This is a genomic window from Agrobacterium sp. T29, assembly GCF_006970545.1.
GTDB classification, from domain to species: Bacteria; Pseudomonadota; Alphaproteobacteria; order Rhizobiales; family Rhizobiaceae; genus Agrobacterium; species Agrobacterium leguminum.
This window is the reverse complement of sequence record NZ_CP040640.1, coordinates 1544035-1560942: the sequence shown is the minus strand read 5'-3', so window position 1 is coordinate 1560942 and position 16908 is coordinate 1544035. Positions and strand designations below refer to the sequence as shown.

General features: G+C 59.7%; 18 protein-coding genes. 12 read left to right on the top strand and 6 right to left on the bottom strand.

What is annotated here, in order from left to right; genetic code table 11:
• Positions 1-127 precede the first annotated feature (127 nt).
• Entirely contained in the window at positions 128-1381 is a 1254-nt protein-coding gene (gene tyrS / locus FGF54_RS07920) for a tyrosine--tRNA ligase (RefSeq protein ID WP_059760342.1), read from the bottom strand.
• A gap of 148 nt (positions 1382-1529) precedes the next feature.
• Between tyrS and FGF54_RS07915 the strand changes: the two genes are divergently transcribed.
• Positions 1530-2654, top strand: coding sequence for an anhydro-N-acetylmuramic acid kinase (locus tag FGF54_RS07915; protein ID WP_142779380.1), 1125 nt, complete (start codon positions 1530-1532; stop codon positions 2652-2654).
• Positions 2655-2893: 239 nt separating this feature from the next.
• On the opposite strand, the gene FGF54_RS07905 is transcribed toward FGF54_RS07915, so the two are convergent.
• A complete protein-coding gene (locus FGF54_RS07905) occupies positions 2894-3571 on the bottom strand; it encodes an alpha/beta hydrolase (RefSeq protein ID WP_035263309.1) in 678 nt (225 codons plus the stop codon).
• Positions 3572-3782: 211 nt separating this feature from the next.
• On the opposite strand from FGF54_RS07905, the gene FGF54_RS07900 reads away from it, so the two are divergent.
• The 7 genes from FGF54_RS07900 to sufA all read left to right on the top strand — a co-directional run bounded on the left by FGF54_RS07900 (position 3783) and on the right by sufA (position 10903).
• Entirely contained in the window at positions 3783-4952 is a 1170-nt protein-coding gene (locus tag FGF54_RS07900) for a cysteine desulfurase family protein (protein WP_142779379.1), read from the top strand.
• Positions 4953-5149: 197 nt separating this feature from the next.
• Positions 5150-6619 carry a Fe-S cluster assembly protein SufB gene (gene sufB / locus FGF54_RS07895; RefSeq protein ID WP_003522660.1) on the top strand — a complete coding sequence of 490 codons (1470 nt, stop codon included), beginning with the start codon at positions 5150-5152 and terminating at the stop codon, positions 6617-6619.
• A gap of 72 nt (positions 6620-6691) precedes the next feature.
• A complete protein-coding gene (sufC, locus tag FGF54_RS07890) occupies positions 6692-7447 on the top strand; it encodes a Fe-S cluster assembly ATPase SufC (protein WP_003522658.1) in 756 nt (251 codons plus the stop codon).
• 23 nt (positions 7448-7470) lie between these two features.
• The gene (gene sufD, locus FGF54_RS07885; RefSeq protein ID WP_142779378.1) at positions 7471-8742 is read left to right on the top strand and encodes a Fe-S cluster assembly protein SufD; all 1272 of its coding nucleotides are present in this window, start codon (positions 7471-7473) and stop codon (positions 8740-8742) included.
• On the top strand, positions 8735-9985 hold the full coding sequence (locus FGF54_RS07880; protein WP_142779377.1) for a cysteine desulfurase: 1251 nt from the start codon (positions 8735-8737) through the stop codon (positions 9983-9985). Before sufD ends, FGF54_RS07880 begins: the two co-directional genes overlap by 8 nt.
• Positions 9986-10023: 38 nt before the next feature.
• Entirely contained in the window at positions 10024-10407 is a 384-nt protein-coding gene (locus tag FGF54_RS07875) for an SUF system Fe-S cluster assembly protein (protein ID WP_003522655.1), read from the top strand.
• A gap of 106 nt (positions 10408-10513) precedes the next feature.
• A complete protein-coding gene (sufA, locus tag FGF54_RS07870) occupies positions 10514-10903 on the top strand; it encodes a Fe-S cluster assembly scaffold SufA (protein ID WP_003495415.1) in 390 nt (129 codons plus the stop codon).
• 20 nt (positions 10904-10923) lie between these two features.
• Here the strand turns inward: sufA and FGF54_RS07865 are convergent, their stop codons facing one another.
• Positions 10924-11205 (bottom strand): hypothetical protein, encoded by a 282-nt coding sequence (locus FGF54_RS07865; RefSeq protein WP_142779376.1) that lies wholly within the window; start codon positions 11203-11205, stop codon positions 10924-10926.
• A 175-nt stretch (positions 11206-11380) separates the two neighbouring features.
• Here FGF54_RS07865 and FGF54_RS07860 point away from each other — a divergent pair, with 175 nt between their 5' ends.
• Complete coding sequence (locus FGF54_RS07860; protein ID WP_142779375.1) at positions 11381-11614, top strand: hypothetical protein; 234 nt, start codon at positions 11381-11383, stop codon at positions 11612-11614.
• A complete protein-coding gene (locus tag FGF54_RS07855; protein WP_142779374.1) occupies positions 11583-12110 on the top strand; it encodes a DUF6714 family protein in 528 nt (175 codons plus the stop codon). Before FGF54_RS07860 ends, FGF54_RS07855 begins: the two co-directional genes overlap by 32 nt.
• Positions 12111-12178: 68 nt before the next feature.
• On the opposite strand, the gene FGF54_RS07850 is transcribed toward FGF54_RS07855, so the two are convergent.
• The 3 genes from FGF54_RS07850 to FGF54_RS07840 are packed head-to-tail and all read right to left on the bottom strand — an operon-like array spanning position 12179 to position 15412.
• Complete coding sequence (locus FGF54_RS07850; RefSeq protein ID WP_020809905.1) at positions 12179-13387, bottom strand: ABC transporter permease; 1209 nt, start codon at positions 13385-13387, stop codon at positions 12179-12181.
• Positions 13377-14096, bottom strand: a complete 720-nt coding sequence (locus FGF54_RS07845; protein ID WP_142779373.1) for an ABC transporter ATP-binding protein — start codon at positions 14094-14096, stop codon at positions 13377-13379. The genes FGF54_RS07850 and FGF54_RS07845 overlap by 11 nt, the downstream gene beginning before the upstream one ends.
• Before the next feature lie 14 nt (positions 14097-14110).
• Positions 14111-15412: an efflux RND transporter periplasmic adaptor subunit gene (locus FGF54_RS07840; RefSeq protein ID WP_142779372.1), complete on the bottom strand. Its 1302-nt coding sequence runs from the start codon at positions 15410-15412 to the stop codon at positions 14111-14113.
• A gap of 237 nt (positions 15413-15649) precedes the next feature.
• Here FGF54_RS07840 and FGF54_RS07835 point away from each other — a divergent pair, with 237 nt between their 5' ends.
• Positions 15650-15805 carry a hypothetical protein gene (locus FGF54_RS07835; protein ID WP_142779371.1) on the top strand — a complete coding sequence of 52 codons (156 nt, stop codon included), beginning with the start codon at positions 15650-15652 and terminating at the stop codon, positions 15803-15805.
• A gap of 366 nt (positions 15806-16171) precedes the next feature.
• Entirely contained in the window at positions 16172-16633 is a 462-nt protein-coding gene (locus FGF54_RS07830; protein WP_246666935.1) for a hypothetical protein, read from the top strand.
• Positions 16634-16908: the final 275 nt, after the last annotated feature.

Genomic DNA, 16908 nt, shown 5'->3' with positions numbered 1-16908 from the left:
CGCGAGCCCTTTTACGGCGCAGACGCGCCGTGGCTGGATGCCGGATCTAGTCCGGCATGACGGAAGTGGGGGTATCGGCGCATCGAGGACCGCTTTCGCAGTCCTCGACACGATGTTTTTGTAAGTCTTACGCCGGGCGAACCAGAACGTGCTTCTTCTTGCCGACCGACAACTTGATGACGCCGTCGCCGGTGATTTCACCGGAACCGACCGTCTGGCGCTCATCCGAAACGCCGATGTCGTTGATCTTTACCGCACCGCCCTGAACGTGGCGGCGGGCCTCGCCGTTCGAGCCGGCGAGACCGGCACGGACGATGAGCGAGAGAACGCCGAGGCCGGCATCGAGTTCGGATGTCGGAACCTCGATGGAGGGCAGGTTTTCGGCGAGCGCACCTTCTTCGAAAGTCTTGCGCGCCGTCTCGGCCGCTTCTTCCGCAGCCGCGCGGCCATGCAGGATCGCGGTCACTTCGGTTGCGAGGATTTTCTTCGCCTCGTTGATCTCCGATCCGCCAAGGGCGGCGATACGGGCGATCTCATCCATCGGCAGCGTGGTGAAGAGTTTCGCAAAGCGAACGACGTCCGCATCTTCCGTGTTGCGCCAGTATTGCCAGAAATCATAGACCGGCAGCAGGTCCTTGTTCAGCCATACTGCGCCGGAAGCTGACTTGCCCATTTTCGCACCGGAAGAGGTGGTGAGCAGCGGCGAGGTCAGCGCGTAGAGCTGCGGCGTCCCCATGCGGTGACCGAGATCGATGCCGTTGATGATGTTGCCCCACTGGTCGGAACCGCCCATCTGCAGGCGGCAGCCGGTGCGCTGGTTCAGCTCCACGAAATCGTAGGCCTGCAGGATCATGTAGTTGAATTCGAGGAAGGACAGTGACTGCTCGCGGTCGAGGCGCGTTTTCACGCTGTCGAAAGACAGCATGCGGTTGACCGAGAAATGGCGGCCGACATCGCGCAGGAATTCGAGGTAGTTCAGCCCGCGCAGCCAGTCGGCATTGTTGATCATCAGCGCCGGATTGTTGGCGCGGTCGTAATCGAGGTAGTTGGCGAAGACATGCTTGAGCGAGGTGATGTTGTCCTCGATCATGTCGATCGTCATCAGCTTGCGGGCCTCTTCCTTGAAGGAGGGATCGCCGACCATGCCGGTGCCGCCGCCCATCAGCGAGATCGGCTGGTGGCCGGTCTTCTGCATCCAGTGCAGCATCATGATCTGGGTGAGATGGCCGACATGCAAACTCGAGGCCGTCGGGTCATAGCCGATATAGGCGGTCACGGTTTCCTTGGCGAACAGTTCGTCGAGACCTGCCTCATCGGAGATCTGGTGAATGAAGCCGCGCTCATCGAGCGTGCGGAGGAAATCGGACTTGAACCTGGACATAACCTTTTACTTTCTGGTTTGATCTTTGCGGCCATCGAAAACCAATGACCGTCGCGGCTTTATCATTGTTTTTTGAAATGTGCACCCGTTTCGGCCATGAATGTCGGGATTCACTTCATGATGATTCGTGATTGCAGGGGAGCGGCAGGTGGGCGAGGTCAAAACGGCAATCGGGCTGATGAGCGGCACATCGATGGACGGCATCGATATCGCCCTTTTGCGCACGGATGGCGAAAGCGTGGTGCGGCATGGGCCGAGCGGATATTTCCCCTATGATCCGGGCCTGCGCGCCATCTGGCAGAAGGCATTGGTCACGGCCAAAGCCATTCGGGAACGACACGAACGTCCCGGCGACCTAGTGGAGGCCGAGCGCAAGCTGACGCTTGCCCATGCGGCGGCGGTCAAATCCTTCCTCCATCGTCACCGGCTCCAGCCCGGCGATATCGATGTGATCGGTTTTCATGGCCAGACGGTGCTGCACCGGCCGGATGAGGCGCTGACCGTGCAGATCGGCGACGGCGCGCTTCTGGCCTCCGAAACCGGCATCGATGTGGTTTACGACATGCGCGCCAATGACATGGTGCATGGCGGGCAGGGTGCGCCGCTCATTCCCGCCTATCACATGGCGCTTTCCGCCAATCTGCCTGATGGGTTCGAAACACCGGCCGTCTTCGTCAATATCGGCGGCATCTCCAATCTCACCTATATCGGTGAGGCGGGGCGGCTTGCCGCTTTCGACAGCGGGCCGGGCAATATGCTGATCGACCAGTGGATCGAGGCGCATACGGGGAAAGCCTTCGACAAGGGCGGTCGGACGGCGGCTGGCGGCAGCGTCGTCGCGTCGCTGGTGGCGCGTTATATGGAAAGCCCGTTTTTTTCAGCCAATATCCGCCGGTCGCTGGACCGCAGCGATTTCGTGCCGCCGAAAAAAGGGGAAGTCTCGCTGGCGGATGGGGCGCGGACGCTGGCGCATCTGACGGGGGCGGCGATTCTGAAGTCGGCGAGCTATTTGCCCGAAGCGGCGAAGACCTATGTCGTTTGTGGCGGCGGTCGATTGAACCCGGTGATAATGGCGGAGTTTGCGGACCTTGCAGGAAAGTCGGGTGCGCGGGTGATTGCGGCGGAAGAGGCGGGCTTCGATGGCGGGGCGATGGAGGCGGAGGCCTGGGCCTATCTGGCGGTGCGTTCGCTGAAGGGTTTGCCGCTGACCTATCCCGGGACGACGGGGGTGAAGGAGCCGGTGACGGGTGGGGTTTTGGTGCGATCACGTTAGACGGCGGAGGGTGCGGTTTACCCCCCTCTGCCCTGCCGGGCATCTCCCCCTCAAGGGGGGAGATCGAATCGGGGCGACCTATCGGCCACCTTGAACGTAGCAGTTCGGGCGAGGAGCAGGCGTCTAGCTGATCTCCCCCCCTTGAGGGGGAGATGCCCGGCAGGGCAGAGGGGGGGTAAACCGCACCCGCCGGCGATCATTGTAGAAAAATCGAGCCGCCCGCCAAGAGGCGCAGCCAATCACCGAATGCGCTTGGCCGCCGGTTCCGGCACCAGTTCGCCGTTGAGGCGGCGGTCGAGATAGTCCTCGCATTCGCCCATCAGGTCGTCCACCTTGCCGTTGAAGAAGTGGTTGGCGCCGGGAACGGTGCGGTGGGTGATGAGGATGCCCTTCTGGGTCTTCAGCTTCTCCACCAGGCCGTTCACATCCTTCTCAGGCGCGACCTTGTCGGAATCGCCGTTGATGATGAGGCCCGACGACGGGCAGGGGGCGAGGAAGGAGAAGTCGTAGGTATTGGGCTGCGGCGCAATCGACATGAAGCCTTCGATTTCCGGGCGGCGCATCAGAAGCTGCATGCCGATCCAGGCGCCGAAGGAGTAACCCGCGACCCAGCAGCTTTTCGAATCGGGATGCAGGCTCTGCACCCAGTCGAGCGCGGAAGCGGCATCGGAAAGCTCCCCGGCGCCATGGTCGAATTCGCCCTGGCTGCGGCCAATGGAGCGGAAATTGAACCGGAGCGTCGTGAAGCCGCGCTTCTGGAAAAGATAAAAGAGCTGATAGACGATCTGGTTGTTCATCGTGCCGCCAAACTGTGGGTGCGGATGAAGGATGATCGCGATCGGCGCGCTCTTTTCCTTGGAGGGTTGATAACGGCCTTCGAGGCGACCCGCAGGGCCGTTAAAGATGACTTCGGGCATTGGTACTCCGGTCGTGTTTTTTCATTCTCCAACCGCATTCTTCCGATGAGAAGACTTGACGAACTGTGTCATCTTTTCTAGAACGCAGTTTAGAATAATTCGAAACTTTGCGTGTGCTTAAGCACTCGGGTGGTGTCATAAGACAAGCGCAACTGTAATTTCAAGAAAAATGCGTTTTTGCGCATTGAAGATTGGATAAAGCCTCATCGCCATGACTGGTTTGACGCGCACATATATGGACTGGAACGCCACGGCGCCGCTTTTGCCCGCCGTGCGCGATGTTCTCGTCTCCGCGCTCGATCTTGCCGGCAATCCGTCTTCCGTACACCGGGAAGGGCGTGCCGCCCGCGCCGCCGTTGAGGGCGCCCGCCGCGAGGTTGCGGCACTTGTTGGCGCTGAGGCTGCCCACGTCACCTTTACCAGCGGCGCGACGGAAGCCGCCAATCTGGTGCTGACACCGGATTTCAGGATGGGGCGCGCTCCCGTGCGCTATGGCCATCTTTATGTTTCAGCCATCGAGCATCCTGCCTTTCGCGAAGGCGGACGGTTCGGCAAGGCTGACGTTACGGAAATTCCCGTTACGTCAATGGGCGTCATCGATCTTGCGGCACTTCAGACGCTTCTGTCTTCGCATGATGCTTCCGTCGGCCTACCGATGGTTGCCTGCATGCTGGTGAACAATGAGACCGGCATCCTCCAGCCGGTGGCGGAAGCGGCGCGGCTTGTGCATGCGGCAGGCGGATTGATGGTGGTCGACGCCGTGCAGGCGGCAGGTCGTGTCCCGCTCGATATCAATGCGCTCGATGCCGATTTCCTTGTTGTCTCCTCCCACAAGCTCGGTGGCCCCAAGGGTGCTGGCGCGCTGGTCTCGCGCGGCGAGGTGATGATGCCGAAGCCGCTGATCCACGGCGGCGGGCAGGAAAAGGGGCATCGTTCCGGCACGGAAAATACCCTGTCGGTTATCGGTTTCGGTGCTGCTGCCGCTGTTGCTGCCAGGAATTTCGAGATTGAAGCGGCGCGTCTTGCCGCTCTGCGGGCGCGGCTGGAAGACGGCATGCGGGCGAGCGCCCCGGATGTGATCATCCACGGCGAGGACGTTGCCCGCGTCGGTAATACCACGTTTTTCACCCTGCCGGGCCTGAAGGCGGAAACGGGGCAGATCGCTTTCGATATCGAAGGCATTGCGCTGTCGGCCGGTTCGGCCTGCTCATCCGGCAAGGTGGGGGAAAGCCATGTGCTGACGGCTATGGGGCGTGATCCCAAGCTCGGCGCACTCAGGATTTCCCTTGGCCATGCGACGGACGAAGCGGATATTGAACGGACGCTTGCGGCGTTTGCGAAAATTGCCGGGCGGCGCAGGCTTTCCGGTCAGGCCGCTTAAAATGCGGCAAAGAATTGCGGAATAGCAATTTTCCGCTTGCCGGGATGTGTGAAAAGCGCCATCCCGCACTTACATGGGTATAAGCTCCGCCCCGCTTAACGGCGCGGTGATATTGCCCGAAGATGGATAAGGCGGATTTCCGCCTTGATACGTTGACAAGCCACCGGACCTTGGCTCCGGCGAGATTGGAGAACGACATGGCAGCGGTTCAGGAAACGATCGATCAGGTCCGCCAGATCGATGTGGACCAGTATAAATATGGCTTCGAAACCAATATCGAAGTCGACAAGGCCCCCAAGGGCCTTTCGGAAGAGGTGATCCGTTTCATCTCAGCCAAGAAGCAGGAGCCGGAATGGATGCTGGAATGGCGTCTTGAGGCTTACAAGCGCTGGCTGACGATGGAAGAGCCGACCTGGGCGCGCGTCAGCTACCCCAAGATCGACTTCAACGATCTCTATTATTATGCCGCGCCGAAGACCGCGCCCGGCCCGAAGTCGCTCGATGAAGTCGACCCGGAGCTTTTGAAGGTCTATGAGAAGCTCGGCATTCCGCTGAAGGAACAGGAAATCCTCGCCGGCGTCGAAAAGCGCCCGGTCGCCGTGGATGCCGTGTTCGACAGCGTCTCGGTCGTCACCACCTTCAAGGCGGAACTGGCGAAAGCCGGCGTCATCTTCATGTCGATTTCGGAAGCCGTGCGCGAGCATCCGGAACTGGTGAAGAAATATCTGGGCTCTGTCGTTCCGACGACGGACAATTTCTACGCGACGCTGAACTCGGCCGTCTTCACCGACGGTTCCTTCGTCTTCGTGCCGAAGGGCGTGCGGTGCCCGATGGAGCTTTCCACCTATTTCCGCATCAACGAGAAGAACACCGGCCAGTTCGAGCGCACGCTGATCATCGCCGAAGAGGGCGCCTACGTCTCCTATCTGGAAGGCTGCACCGCTCCCCAGCGCGACGAGAACCAGCTTCACGCCGCCGTTGTCGAACTGGTGGCGCTTGATGATGCCGAAATCAAATATTCCACCGTCCAGAACTGGTATCCGGGCGACAAGGAAGGCAAGGGCGGTATCTACAACTTCGTGACCAAGCGTGGCGATTGCCGCGGCAACCGTTCGAAGATTTCGTGGACGCAGGTGGAAACCGGCTCGGCGATTACCTGGAAATACCCGTCCTGCATTCTGCGCGGCGATGACAGCCGTGGCGAGTTCTATTCGATTGCGGTCTCCAACGGCCATCAGCAGATCGATAGCGGCACCAAGATGATCCATCTCGGCAAGAACACGTCGAGCCGCATCATCGCCAAGGGCATCGCCGCCGGCTTTTCGGAAAACGTCTATCGCGGCCAGGTTTCGGCCCACCGCAAGGCGACCAACACGCGCAACTTCACGCAGTGCGACTCGCTGCTGATCGGCGACAAGTGCGGCGCGCATACGGTGCCCTATATCGAGGCGAAGAACTCCTCCGCGCATTTCGAGCACGAGGCGACGACGTCGAAGATTTCCGAAGACCAGCTGTTCTATTGCCTGCAGCGCGGCATTCCCGAGGAAGCGGCGATCGCACTGATCGTCAACGGTTTCGTGAAGGAAGTCATTCAGGAGCTGCCGATGGAATTTGCCGTGGAAGCGCAGAAGCTGATCGGCATTTCGCTGGAAGGCTCGGTCGGCTGATCGTCACCCAAACACGCATTTGAGTGCGCGATGTTCGCGCACCTTCGCTCACACAATTCTTAGGATACATCCATGCTTGAAATCATCGACCTGCACGCAAAGATCGCCGATACCGAAACCGAGATCATCAAGGGTCTCAACCTGAAGGTTGCCGCTGGTGAGGTTGCGGCCATCATGGGGCCGAACGGTTCCGGCAAGTCGACGCTGTCCTACATCCTGTCGGGCCGCGAAGATTATGAAGTCACCTCCGGTGACATTCTCTATAACGGCGAAAGCATTCTGGAACTGGACGCCGCCGAGCGTGCCGCCAAGGGCATTTTCCTTGCCTTCCAGTACCCGGTCGAAATTCCCGGCGTTGCCACCATGCAGTTCCTGAAGGTCGCTATGAACGAGCAGCGCAAGGCGCGCGGCGAGTCCGAGTTGACGACGCCGGACTTCATCCGCCGCGTCAAGGAAGCGGCCGGCGATCTGAAGATCGACATGGAGATGCTGAAGCGTCCGCTGAACGTCGGCTTCTCCGGCGGTGAGAAGAAGCGCGCTGAAATCCTGCAGATGGCGCTTCTGGAGCCGAAGCTCTGCGTTCTCGACGAAACCGATAGCGGTCTCGACATCGACGCGCTGAAGATCGTGGCTGATGGCGTCAATGCGCTGAAGTCGCCAGATCGCGCCACCGTCGTCATCACCCACTATCAGCGCCTGCTCGATTACATCGTGCCTGACAGCGTTCACGTTCTCTACAAGGGCAAGATCATCCGCTCGGGTGACAAGGCGCTGGCGCTGGAACTGGAAAACAACGGTTACGCCGACATCATCGGTGAAGCGGCCTGATCGAAGGCCAGGAGGTGATGTCCATGAACATTCAAGCTACCAACCGGCTGACGCCAGCGGAAACCGCGCTGGTCGACGCTTACACCGCCAAGTTCAGCGAATTGCCGGGCGACGGCGCTGTTGTTGCCGCGCGTGACGTGCTGTTCGACGATCTGAAGACCGGCGGTCTTCCGACGCGCCGCATCGAGGCGTGGCACTATACCGATCTGAAAAGCCTGCTGCGCGCCGTTCCGGAAGACCGGCCCGCGCCTGTTATCGAGAAGCTGGCGCCGACGGTTGCCGGCTCGCTGGTTGCCTATCTGCAGCATGGCACGGCCGATATCGGCAAGATCGAGGACGTCCGTGTTTCGCGCTTTGCCGAAAGCCTGCTCGATGGTTCCGCTGCCGCTGGCCTTGCTGAAGCCAGCAAGGATGACGCGATTGGCCGCATCAATGGCAGCTTCGTGCGCGATGGTCTGGTGCTCGAGATCCCGGCCGATGCCGAGATCGAGAAGCCGATCGAATTGCAGGCGATCCATGGTGCAGGCCAGGTTCACAGCCGCTTCCCGGTCCGTTTCGGCAAGGGTTCCAAGGCGACCGTCATCGAGCGTCACCTTTCGGTGACTTCGGATGCGGCCTTCGTTTCTTCGGTCAGCGACATCGTTGTCGAGGATGGCGCGGAAGTGACCTGGATCATCCTGCAGCAACAGGGTGCGGCCGATATCCATCTTGGCCAGCTGCGCATGAAAATCGGCGCGGATGCCAAGATTCGCCTGTTCATTGTCAATGCCGGCGGCAAGCTGGTGCGTCAGGAACTGCGCATGGACGTGGAAGGTGAGGGCACTGACCTCATCGTTCGCGGCGTTAACCTTCTGGGCGGCGAAACCCATACCGACGTGACGATGGTTCTCGGCCACAACGTGCCGAACACGACCTCGACGGAAGTGTTCCGCAACGTGGTGTTCGACCGTGCAAAGGGCATTTTCCAGGGCATGATCCGGGTGGCGCCCGATGCCCAGAAGACCGATGCGAAGATGGCGTGCAATACGCTTCTGATGTCCGACGATGGCGAGTTCTCGGCAAAGCCCGAACTGGAAATCTTCGCCGATGACGTTCAGTGCGGCCATGGCGCGACGGTTGCCGATATCAGCGACAATCATCTCTATTACCTGATGGCGCGCGGCGTGCCGCGGGCGAAGGCACGGGCGATGCTCGTCAACGCCTTTGTCGCCGAGATCGTCGAGGAACTGGAAGAAGAAAATCTGGTAGAGGCGCTGGAGACGATCATCTCCGGCTGGCTGGAACATCATGCCTGAGAGCGAACGCGCCGCATTGGCGGCCCCTTATGACATCGAAGCCGTGCGCCGGGATTTCCCGATCCTGTCGCGCGAGGTCTATGGCAAGCCGCTGGTCTATTTCGACAACGGCGCGTCCGCTCAAAAACCGCAGGTGGTGATCGACGCCGTTTCGCATGCTTATGCGAACGAATATGCCAATGTGCATCGCGGCCTGCATTTCCTCTCCAATGCCGCAACCGACGCCTATGAGGCGGCGCGCGAAAAGGTGCGCCGTTTCCTGAATGCCGGTTCGGTGGACGAGATCGTCTTCACCAAATCCTCCACCGAGGCGATCAATACGGTTGCCTATGGTTACGGCATGCCCAAGATCGGCGAGGGCGACGAGATCGTCATTTCGATCATGGAGCATCATTCCAACATCGTGCCGTGGCACTTCATCCGCGAGCGGCAGGGTGCGAAGCTCGTCTGGGTACCTGTTGATGATGACGGCGCGTTCCACGTCGAGGCTTTCGAAAAGAGCCTGACGGAGCGCACCAAGCTTGTCGCCATCACCCATATGTCCAATGCGCTCGGCACCATCGTGCCGGTCAAGGAAATCTGCCGCATTGCGCATGAGCGCGGCATTCCGGTGTTGATCGATGGTTCGCAGGGCGCGGTTCACATGCCGGTCGATGTGCGCGATATCGATTGCGACTGGTATGTGATGACCGGTCACAAGCTTTACGGTCCCTCGGGCATCGGCGTGCTTTATGGCAAGGCTGACCGCTTGCGCGAGATGCGGCCGTTCCAGGGCGGCGGGGAGATGATCCTCGACGTTACCGAAGACAATGTGACCTATAACGAGCCACCGCACCGTTTCGAAGCCGGCACGCCGCCCATCGTGCAGGCCATTGGCCTCGGTTACGCGCTTGATTACATGGACAATCTCGGCCGTGCCGCGATTGCCGCGCATGAGGCCGATCTTGCCGCTTATGCCGCGGAGCGGTTGCGAGAGATCAATTCGCTGCGCATCATCGGCAATGCGCCTGACAAGGGCGGCATCTTCTCCTTCGAGCTTGAGGGCATTCACGCCCATGATGTCTCGATGGTAATCGACCGGCGCGGCGTTGCGGTACGTGCGGGCACCCATTGCGCCATGCCGCTCTTGAAACGCTTCGGCGTCACCTCCACATGCCGGGCATCGTTCGGCCTTTACAATACCCACGCCGAAGTAGACTCTCTTGTTGAAGCGCTGGAATATGCGCGCAAATTTTTCGCCTGATATCGGGATTCTAGAGATCAGGATTGAGGTTTAAGACCATGACTGCCGAAGCCACTGCAAAGACCCAGGATGCGACCGAAGCTCAGGAAAAGGTTTCGACCATTCCGCCGGATGAGCTGGCACGCCTCAGCGACGATGTGATTGCGGCGCTGAAGACCGTCTACGATCCGGAAATTCCGGCCGATATTTTCGAACTCGGTCTCGTCTACAAGATCGACATCGAGGATGACCGGATGGTCAAGATCGTCATGACGCTGACGGCGCCCGGTTGCCCGGTGGCCGGTGAAATGCCGGGCTGGGTGGAAAATGCCGTGGGCGCCGTCGAGGGTGTTTCCGGTGTCGTGGTCGAAATGACCTTCGACCCGCCGTGGACGCCGGACCGCATGTCGGAAGAAGCACAGGTCGCTGTCGGCTGGTATTGACGTGATTTTGACGGGTGTCATCCCTTGATGACACTCTCAGGCGCTATTAGATTGAAATCCATAAGCATCGAGCCTTGAACTCGATTGTCGAAGGAGAAATGAGCCCATGGGCTTTGCGATCATGACCATGACCGGGGCTGCTGCCTCCCGCGTTAAAGCAATCGTTGAAAATTCCGGACCGGATGCCAGGGGCGTGCGCGTCGGCATCAAGAAGGGCGGCTGCGCGGGCATGGAATATACCATCGACCTCGTGACCGAGCCGGATGCGAAGGACGATCTGGTCGAATTCGAAGGCGCAAAGGTCTGGGTTCAGCCTTCCGCCGTGCTTTATCTGCTCGGCACCCAGATGGATTTCGAAGTGACCAAGATGCGCTCCGGTTTCACCTTCAACAATCCGAACCAGACATCCGCCTGCGGCTGCGGTGAATCGGTTGAGCTGAAGCCGGCCGATCTGGCGGCGCTGGCGAAGCAGCGTGAGGCAGAGGCCAACGTTTGATTGGCCGCACTGCATTCCGGTCAGCGGGATGATTGCTGTTTCAGGGTATCGATAAAATCCGCCAGCGAATGAATCGATGGCGTCGTTATCAACAGCGGCTCGAGAGCCGCAGCGATCTTCCCGCAATCCTCCCCGGCAAGTGACCGAAGGCTTGAGCTGACTTTGTTATAGTCGGGCGTCCCGCGTGACGCGAGGGAGCGATTGATCACAAACAGCTCCGTCTGTCCGTCAATCCGTTCGACGAAGAGGGCGAGCGAACCGCCGTCTGCGGCAGCGGCGCTGTCCGATACCGATTTGAACATCCAAACTCCATCCGGTAAACTCGAGGGCGAGCCTATCCGATTGACGCCCTGACGCAAGATCAGCAAGGATATTGGATATTCTGCGAGGTTTGGCGGGAGGTGCGGAACCGCCTGCCGCCCATGCTGGAAGGCATTTCGGACCGCCGGCGGGATTGATCGTGGGGAGTGAACCGGCATGGACATCAGTAGCGCCTCGATTGATATCTGGACGATAGGGCTGATCGTCGCCAGCGTCGTGGCTGGCCTGACGCTGATTGCCGGTATTGTTTGCCTTGCGTTTTACTGGGAAGAGATAAAGGGATCTGCGGCATCCAGGGGTGACGCGTTGAATAGTCCCCCGCTCGAACGGACCGAGGGTGGAGACTGGCCGACAGTGCATGGTGACGGGAGTGGGGGAGCCCATCATTGAACAGGCAGACGATTTGATGAGGTCGCGACCCGATAATATTGCGAATGCGAAAGCCGCGGTGCGGGAGGCATTCGCGGGTGTTACCCTGGGTGGGGGCGTCGGCCTCGCCGAGGCGCAGGCGCTTGACGATTATGCGAGCCATGACGTCCGCGCCGCATGTCGTGCTGGCGATGAGAAGAATGATTGGGCCGCGATCCCGCTGAAGGACCTCAACAGACATTCCGGCAGCCCCGCCTTCCTTGATGCTGAAGGAATGCGATTTCATTTGCCCGCCTATATGATCGCCGATCTCGATGGCGACTACAGGCACGAATTCGCCACCTATCTGCGCGGATGCCAGGAGAAATTTTCCTTACTGACCCCTTTGCAACGGAATGCCGTGGAAATGTATCTCCGCGCCATCAGTGAGAAGGAAAACCTGCCGTCCTGTCAGGACGACATAGAGCGCGCGCTCGAAGAGTGGGTGGATAGTGCACGCTACCCGGTGAGCGATTAAAAGCGGATCGGGTCAATCCCCGGCAAGAGGTTGTTACATAACGCCGGTTGCGGTTTGAACGCCGGCTTTCATTCATGCCGCAAGGCTTCTATCGGGCTCAGGCTCGCCGCCCTCCGTGCCGGGAAATAGCCGAAAATCACCCCGATGGCCGCCGAAAAGGCGAAGGCGAGGAAGATGATCGACGGGCTGGTGACGAAGGGCACGTTGAGATAACCGACGACGGCATAAGCGAGGCCAAGGCCGGTGAGGATGCCGACAAGGCCGCCGAAGGCCGACAGCATGACGGCTTCCACCAGAAACTGCGTCAGCACCTGTTTTTCCAGTGCGCCGATGGCGAGACGAATGCCGATCTCGCGGGTGCGTTCCGTCACAGACACCAGCATGATGTTCATGATGCCGATACCGCCGACCAGCAGGCTGACGGCGGCGACGGCACCCAGAAGACCGGTGAGCAACGTCGTCGTGCCGGTCATGGCCGAGGCGATCTGCGTCATGTCGTTGACGGTGAAATCATCCTCGCGGCCGATGCCGATGCGGCGGCGTTCGCGCAGCAGGTTCTGCAGGTCACTTTGCACCTTGGCTGTCGAAACGCCATCCTGTGCAGAGACCATGATCGAGGAAATGGTGGTGGTGCCGCCGATGCGCCGCTGATGGATTTTCAGCGGCATGATGACCGTGTCATCCTGATCGTCGCCTAGGCCGGACTGGCCTTTCCTGCCCAGCACACCGATGACGGGGCAGGAGATGTTGCTGACGCGGATCGTCTGCCCCACCGGGTTTTCCGCGCCGAACAGTTCCTGCCGCACCGTTTCGCCGATGATGCAGCCGATCTGGCCGCCGCGATCTTCGGCGGGCTGGAAATCGCGACCGAGCGCGATGGTCCAGTCCTGCGCGATCAGATAGTCGTTGGTGGTGCCGATGACGCTTGTCTGGTGGTTCTTGCCGCCGAAAATGACGGTTGCGGCGGAGCTGCGGTTCTGCGGTGCGACGGCGCGGATGCCTGATATCTGGTTGCGGATGGCCTCGACATCGCGGTCATCGAAGCGCTTGGCTTCGGTGCTGGCCCTTCCGGGGCCGAACTGGCCGGGGCGAACGAACAGCATGTTGGTGCCGAGCCGCGAAAGCTCCGATTTCACCTGTTCGGTCGTGCCGTTGCCGATGGTGACCATGGCGATGACGGCGGCCACGCCGATGACGACGCCGAGCACGGTGAGGAAGGAGCGCAGGAGGTTGCGGCTGATGGCGCGCAGCGCAAGACGCGACGTTTCAAAGAACATCGGCGGTCTCCTTTTTGTCCGTCGCACTGTCGGAGGCGAGGTGGCCATCGACGAAACGCAGGAGGCGTCCGGCATGGGCGGCGATATCTTCTTCATGGGTGACCATGACCACCGTTATGCCCCTGTCGCGGTTGAGCGCGGTAATCAGTTCCATGATTTCGATGCTGGTCTTCGTATCGAGATTGCCGGTCGGCTCGTCGGCCAGAAGCAGGGCAGGGCGGGTGACGATGGCGCGGGCAATGGCCACGCGCTGCTGCTGGCCGCCGGAAAGCTCCTGCGTGGTGTGGTCCTCGCGGCCTTTCAGGCCCACCTGCGCCAGCGCCTCCATGGCGCGCGCCCGCCGTTCCGAGGCCTTCATGCCGCGATAGATCAGCGGCAGCTCGACATTTTCCACCGCCGAGGTACGCGAGAGAAGGTTGAAACCCTGAAACACGAAACCCAGCATGTGCCGGCGCAGCAGCGTCAGATGCTCATTATCGAAGCCGCTGGTCGGCACGCCCTGGAACAGATATTCGCCTGATGTCGGCACATCCAGACAGCCAATGATATTCATCGAGGTGGATTTGCCGGAGCCGGACGGCCCCATGATGGCGACGAATTCCTTCTCATGAATGGAGAGGCTGACGCCATCGAGCGCGCGGATGGTCGCTTCGCCGCGGCCATATTGCTTGACGACATCGCGGAATTCGATGAGCGGCGGCTTTTGCATGGGCTTGTCCTCCGTCAGCCGGCGTTGCGGGCCGTGGCGTCGGTAATCACCTGATCGTCGGCTTTCAACTCGCCCGATTTTACCACGGTATGCTGGCCGTCGGTGGAGCCGGTTTCGATGGCGACGGAGACTGGCGTGTTGTTGCGCAGCACCCAGACCGTTCTTTTGCCGGCCGCAGCCGCCTGACCGGCATCGCGGTTCTGCGAGCGGCCCATGCGGGGCGGGCGGAACAGGCTCATCAACCCGCCGCCACGGGAGGCGGATTCGCGCGGCGGCGTATAACGAAGCGCGGAATTCGGCACCAGCAGCGTATCCTTGATCTCTTCGACGATGATATTGGCGGTCGCCGTCATGCCGGGGCGCAGCAGCAGCTCTTCATTGTCGACGGTCAATATGCCTTTATAGGTGACCACATTCGACACGGTCTCGGAAGCGAAACGCACGGTCTCGATCTCGGCCGGGAAACTGCGGTCAGGATAGGCATCGACATTAAACGTGGCCTTCTGCCCTGTCTCGACCTTGCCGACATCGGCCTCATCCACGGACACCTGCAATTCCATATGGCGCAGATCGCCGGCGATGGTGAACAGCACCGGCGCATTGAGCGAGGAGGCGACGGTGGCGCCGGGATCGACGCTGCGGGTGAGGATGACGCCATCGATGGGCGAGACGATCTTGGCCTTGCCGAGATTGACCTCGGCAAGCCTCAGATCCGCTTCCGCCGAAAGCACGGTCGCCTCGTTGACTTCGAGCGTCGCGGCAGCCGCATCATGGGTGAACTGCGCGGCGTCCAGATCCTGCTGGCTGGAGACCCGGTTCTGCACCAGCGATTTCAGGCGCTCCATGGAGGTTTTGGCCGAACCGAGATCGGCGCGGGCCTTCAGCACATTGGCCTTGGCGGAGGCAAGCTTGGCGCGGGCGCTCTGCACATCGGCTTCGAGCTTGTTGGTATCCAGCTCCGCCAATACGTCTCCCGCCTTGACCGGGCTATTATAGGTGACGTTGACCTTGCGCACGGTGCCGGACAGTTCGCTCGATATATCGACCTGATCCGTCGGCTGAACCGAGCCGGTAGAGGTGACGATGACCGAGAGATCGCCCTGACGCGCCGCTTCCGTGGTATAGCTATAGGCGACACCTGCCGCACGTGACTGGTAATAATAACCGAGGCCCCCGCCAATCAGCACAATGGCTGCTGCGGCATAAAGATACCGACGCGACTTTTTCTTGCGGCCGTTTCTGTTCGTTCCCAGAATCTCGCGCAGATCGGGCTGGCTGTTTTCGGTATCGCTGCCACTCGTATTGGCGTCATTCATTCTCGTCACCCGCAAAGTTCAAAATACCACAGAGGGTTGTCACCGCTCTCCGGTTTGTCCGTCCATCTGTCGCCGTTGTATTCCTCTGATTGTGGGAAGTGACATAGCTTGCCCCAAGGGTGAAGTGAAAACTTGGTAATATTTATGATAGTTCTGGTCTGCTAGAGATAAATCCGGGAAGATCGATGCCATAAACGCGGCTGATCTCTCAGCAGCGATAGTCAGGACGAAGATAGAATGAACGACAATGTGGTGAAGTTCCGCAAACCGGTGCCGCCGAAAAAACCGCGCGAACCGCTGGGGCCGAAAGCGAAGAAGGCGCTGACGATTGTGGCCGTCATCGCGTTTTTCGTGGCGGTGTGGGGGTATTTCACGTTGATGGGGCAGGGGTAGGCACGTCTTTCGAGAGCGCATGAACCGCGAATCTGCACGACCGGAAGCGCAGTCACCTCCTGCATCTGGGCGCTTTGCGACAATTGATGCCGCCAGTTATCTTCGGTCATTGAATAGAGCCGCCTCAGCACGGTCATTTAATCTTGATCGATTCCACGGTATTGTTCGGCATAGCAGTAGCGCCACGGTCGGGGGAACAAAATGGGGCGGGCGGTTTGGGCTATCGCAGTGGGAGTTTTGGTAAGTCTCGGCGCGTTTATGGTGCTTAGCCTGTTAGGCGTTGGGGTTGGCTGGTGGTTCTTAGACGCAATTGCCCCAACCGTATCCGGTGTGACCAAAAACACGAATACGGGAGAATGGGGGCGAATGCTTCTCTTGCCGTTGTCCATGACCGTGGGCATCGTCTGCGGAGCTCTCGTCTTTGACCCAGGTATGTCTAGCAAGACAGAGGCGATCGTGGTTTCGATCGTGTTTTTTCTTCTCGTATCTGTCTCCGGAATAAACTTCTGGACGAATGACAGCCTGATAAACGTGAACGCTCAGTTGGTGATCGACGTTTTCTTGAGCATTTCTGCTCTGGCCGTCATCATCCTGCTGCTTCGGTGGGAACCAACGCGTCCGACGACGCTGGCTGTCCAGAGAGTTGCGCTATTTCTGATAACTGTCTTTGGGTTCGTCTTACCACTATTTTACGGAACAAGCCTGTTGCTGCAGGGAATGGGTTTCGAAGGTGAGCTGAAAACGATCTCCGATTTTATCGGCTTCATCTCCGCCGCATTGGGACTGGCTGTGGCAGCCGCGCCAAATCTGTTAGCGAAGCGTAGCTGATCCTCACCCTTGCGACAGGTGTCGGATCCCCTCATGAGGGGCTGATTGCAAACCGAATGAGTCCAGAGGTGCCAGACGCTAAGTTTTGGAGTCCTTGCTGATTACGCGGTCTTGGTTTGTCCATTTTGCAAATAGACCCATTGAATTCACATGGGAATTTTTTGACCTTCCAAACAGATGCGGGCATTCCGCTGCGTTTGATTTGGGCACATTTCCAGATAGGCCGCAAAAAAGCCCGCCGGAGCGGGCTTCAAAGCGTCAAAATGTAAAACTTC

Coding starts and splice junctions, on each gene's coding strand:
- FGF54_RS07880 (WP_142779377.1), top strand. CDS start 8,735: ATGCCTGAGAGCGAACGCGCCGCATTGGCGGCCCCTTATGACATCGAA.
- tyrS (WP_059760342.1), bottom strand. CDS start 1,381: ATGTCCAGGTTCAAGTCCGATTTCCTCCGCACGCTCGATGAGCGCGGC.
- FGF54_RS07840 (WP_142779372.1), bottom strand. CDS start 15,412: ATGAATGACGCCAATACGAGTGGCAGCGATACCGAAAACAGCCAGCCC.
- FGF54_RS07900 (WP_142779379.1), top strand. CDS start 3,783: ATGACTGGTTTGACGCGCACATATATGGACTGGAACGCCACGGCGCCG.
- FGF54_RS07850 (WP_020809905.1), bottom strand. CDS start 13,387: ATGTTCTTTGAAACGTCGCGTCTTGCGCTGCGCGCCATCAGCCGCAAC.
- sufB (WP_003522660.1), top strand. CDS start 5,150: ATGGCAGCGGTTCAGGAAACGATCGATCAGGTCCGCCAGATCGATGTG.
- sufC (WP_003522658.1), top strand. CDS start 6,692: ATGCTTGAAATCATCGACCTGCACGCAAAGATCGCCGATACCGAAACC.
- FGF54_RS07905 (WP_035263309.1), bottom strand. CDS start 3,571: ATGCCCGAAGTCATCTTTAACGGCCCTGCGGGTCGCCTCGAAGGCCGT.
- sufD (WP_142779378.1), top strand. CDS start 7,471: ATGAACATTCAAGCTACCAACCGGCTGACGCCAGCGGAAACCGCGCTG.
- sufA (WP_003495415.1), top strand. CDS start 10,514: ATGGGCTTTGCGATCATGACCATGACCGGGGCTGCTGCCTCCCGCGTT.
- FGF54_RS07855 (WP_142779374.1), top strand. CDS start 11,583: ATGGTGACGGGAGTGGGGGAGCCCATCATTGAACAGGCAGACGATTTG.
- FGF54_RS07835 (WP_142779371.1), top strand. CDS start 15,650: ATGAACGACAATGTGGTGAAGTTCCGCAAACCGGTGCCGCCGAAAAAA.
- FGF54_RS07860 (WP_142779375.1), top strand. CDS start 11,381: ATGGACATCAGTAGCGCCTCGATTGATATCTGGACGATAGGGCTGATC.
- FGF54_RS07845 (WP_142779373.1), bottom strand. CDS start 14,096: ATGCAAAAGCCGCCGCTCATCGAATTCCGCGATGTCGTCAAGCAATAT.
- FGF54_RS07830 (WP_246666935.1), top strand. CDS start 16,172: ATGCTTCTCTTGCCGTTGTCCATGACCGTGGGCATCGTCTGCGGAGCT.
- FGF54_RS07875 (WP_003522655.1), top strand. CDS start 10,024: ATGACTGCCGAAGCCACTGCAAAGACCCAGGATGCGACCGAAGCTCAG.
- FGF54_RS07865 (WP_142779376.1), bottom strand. CDS start 11,205: ATGTTCAAATCGGTATCGGACAGCGCCGCTGCCGCAGACGGCGGTTCG.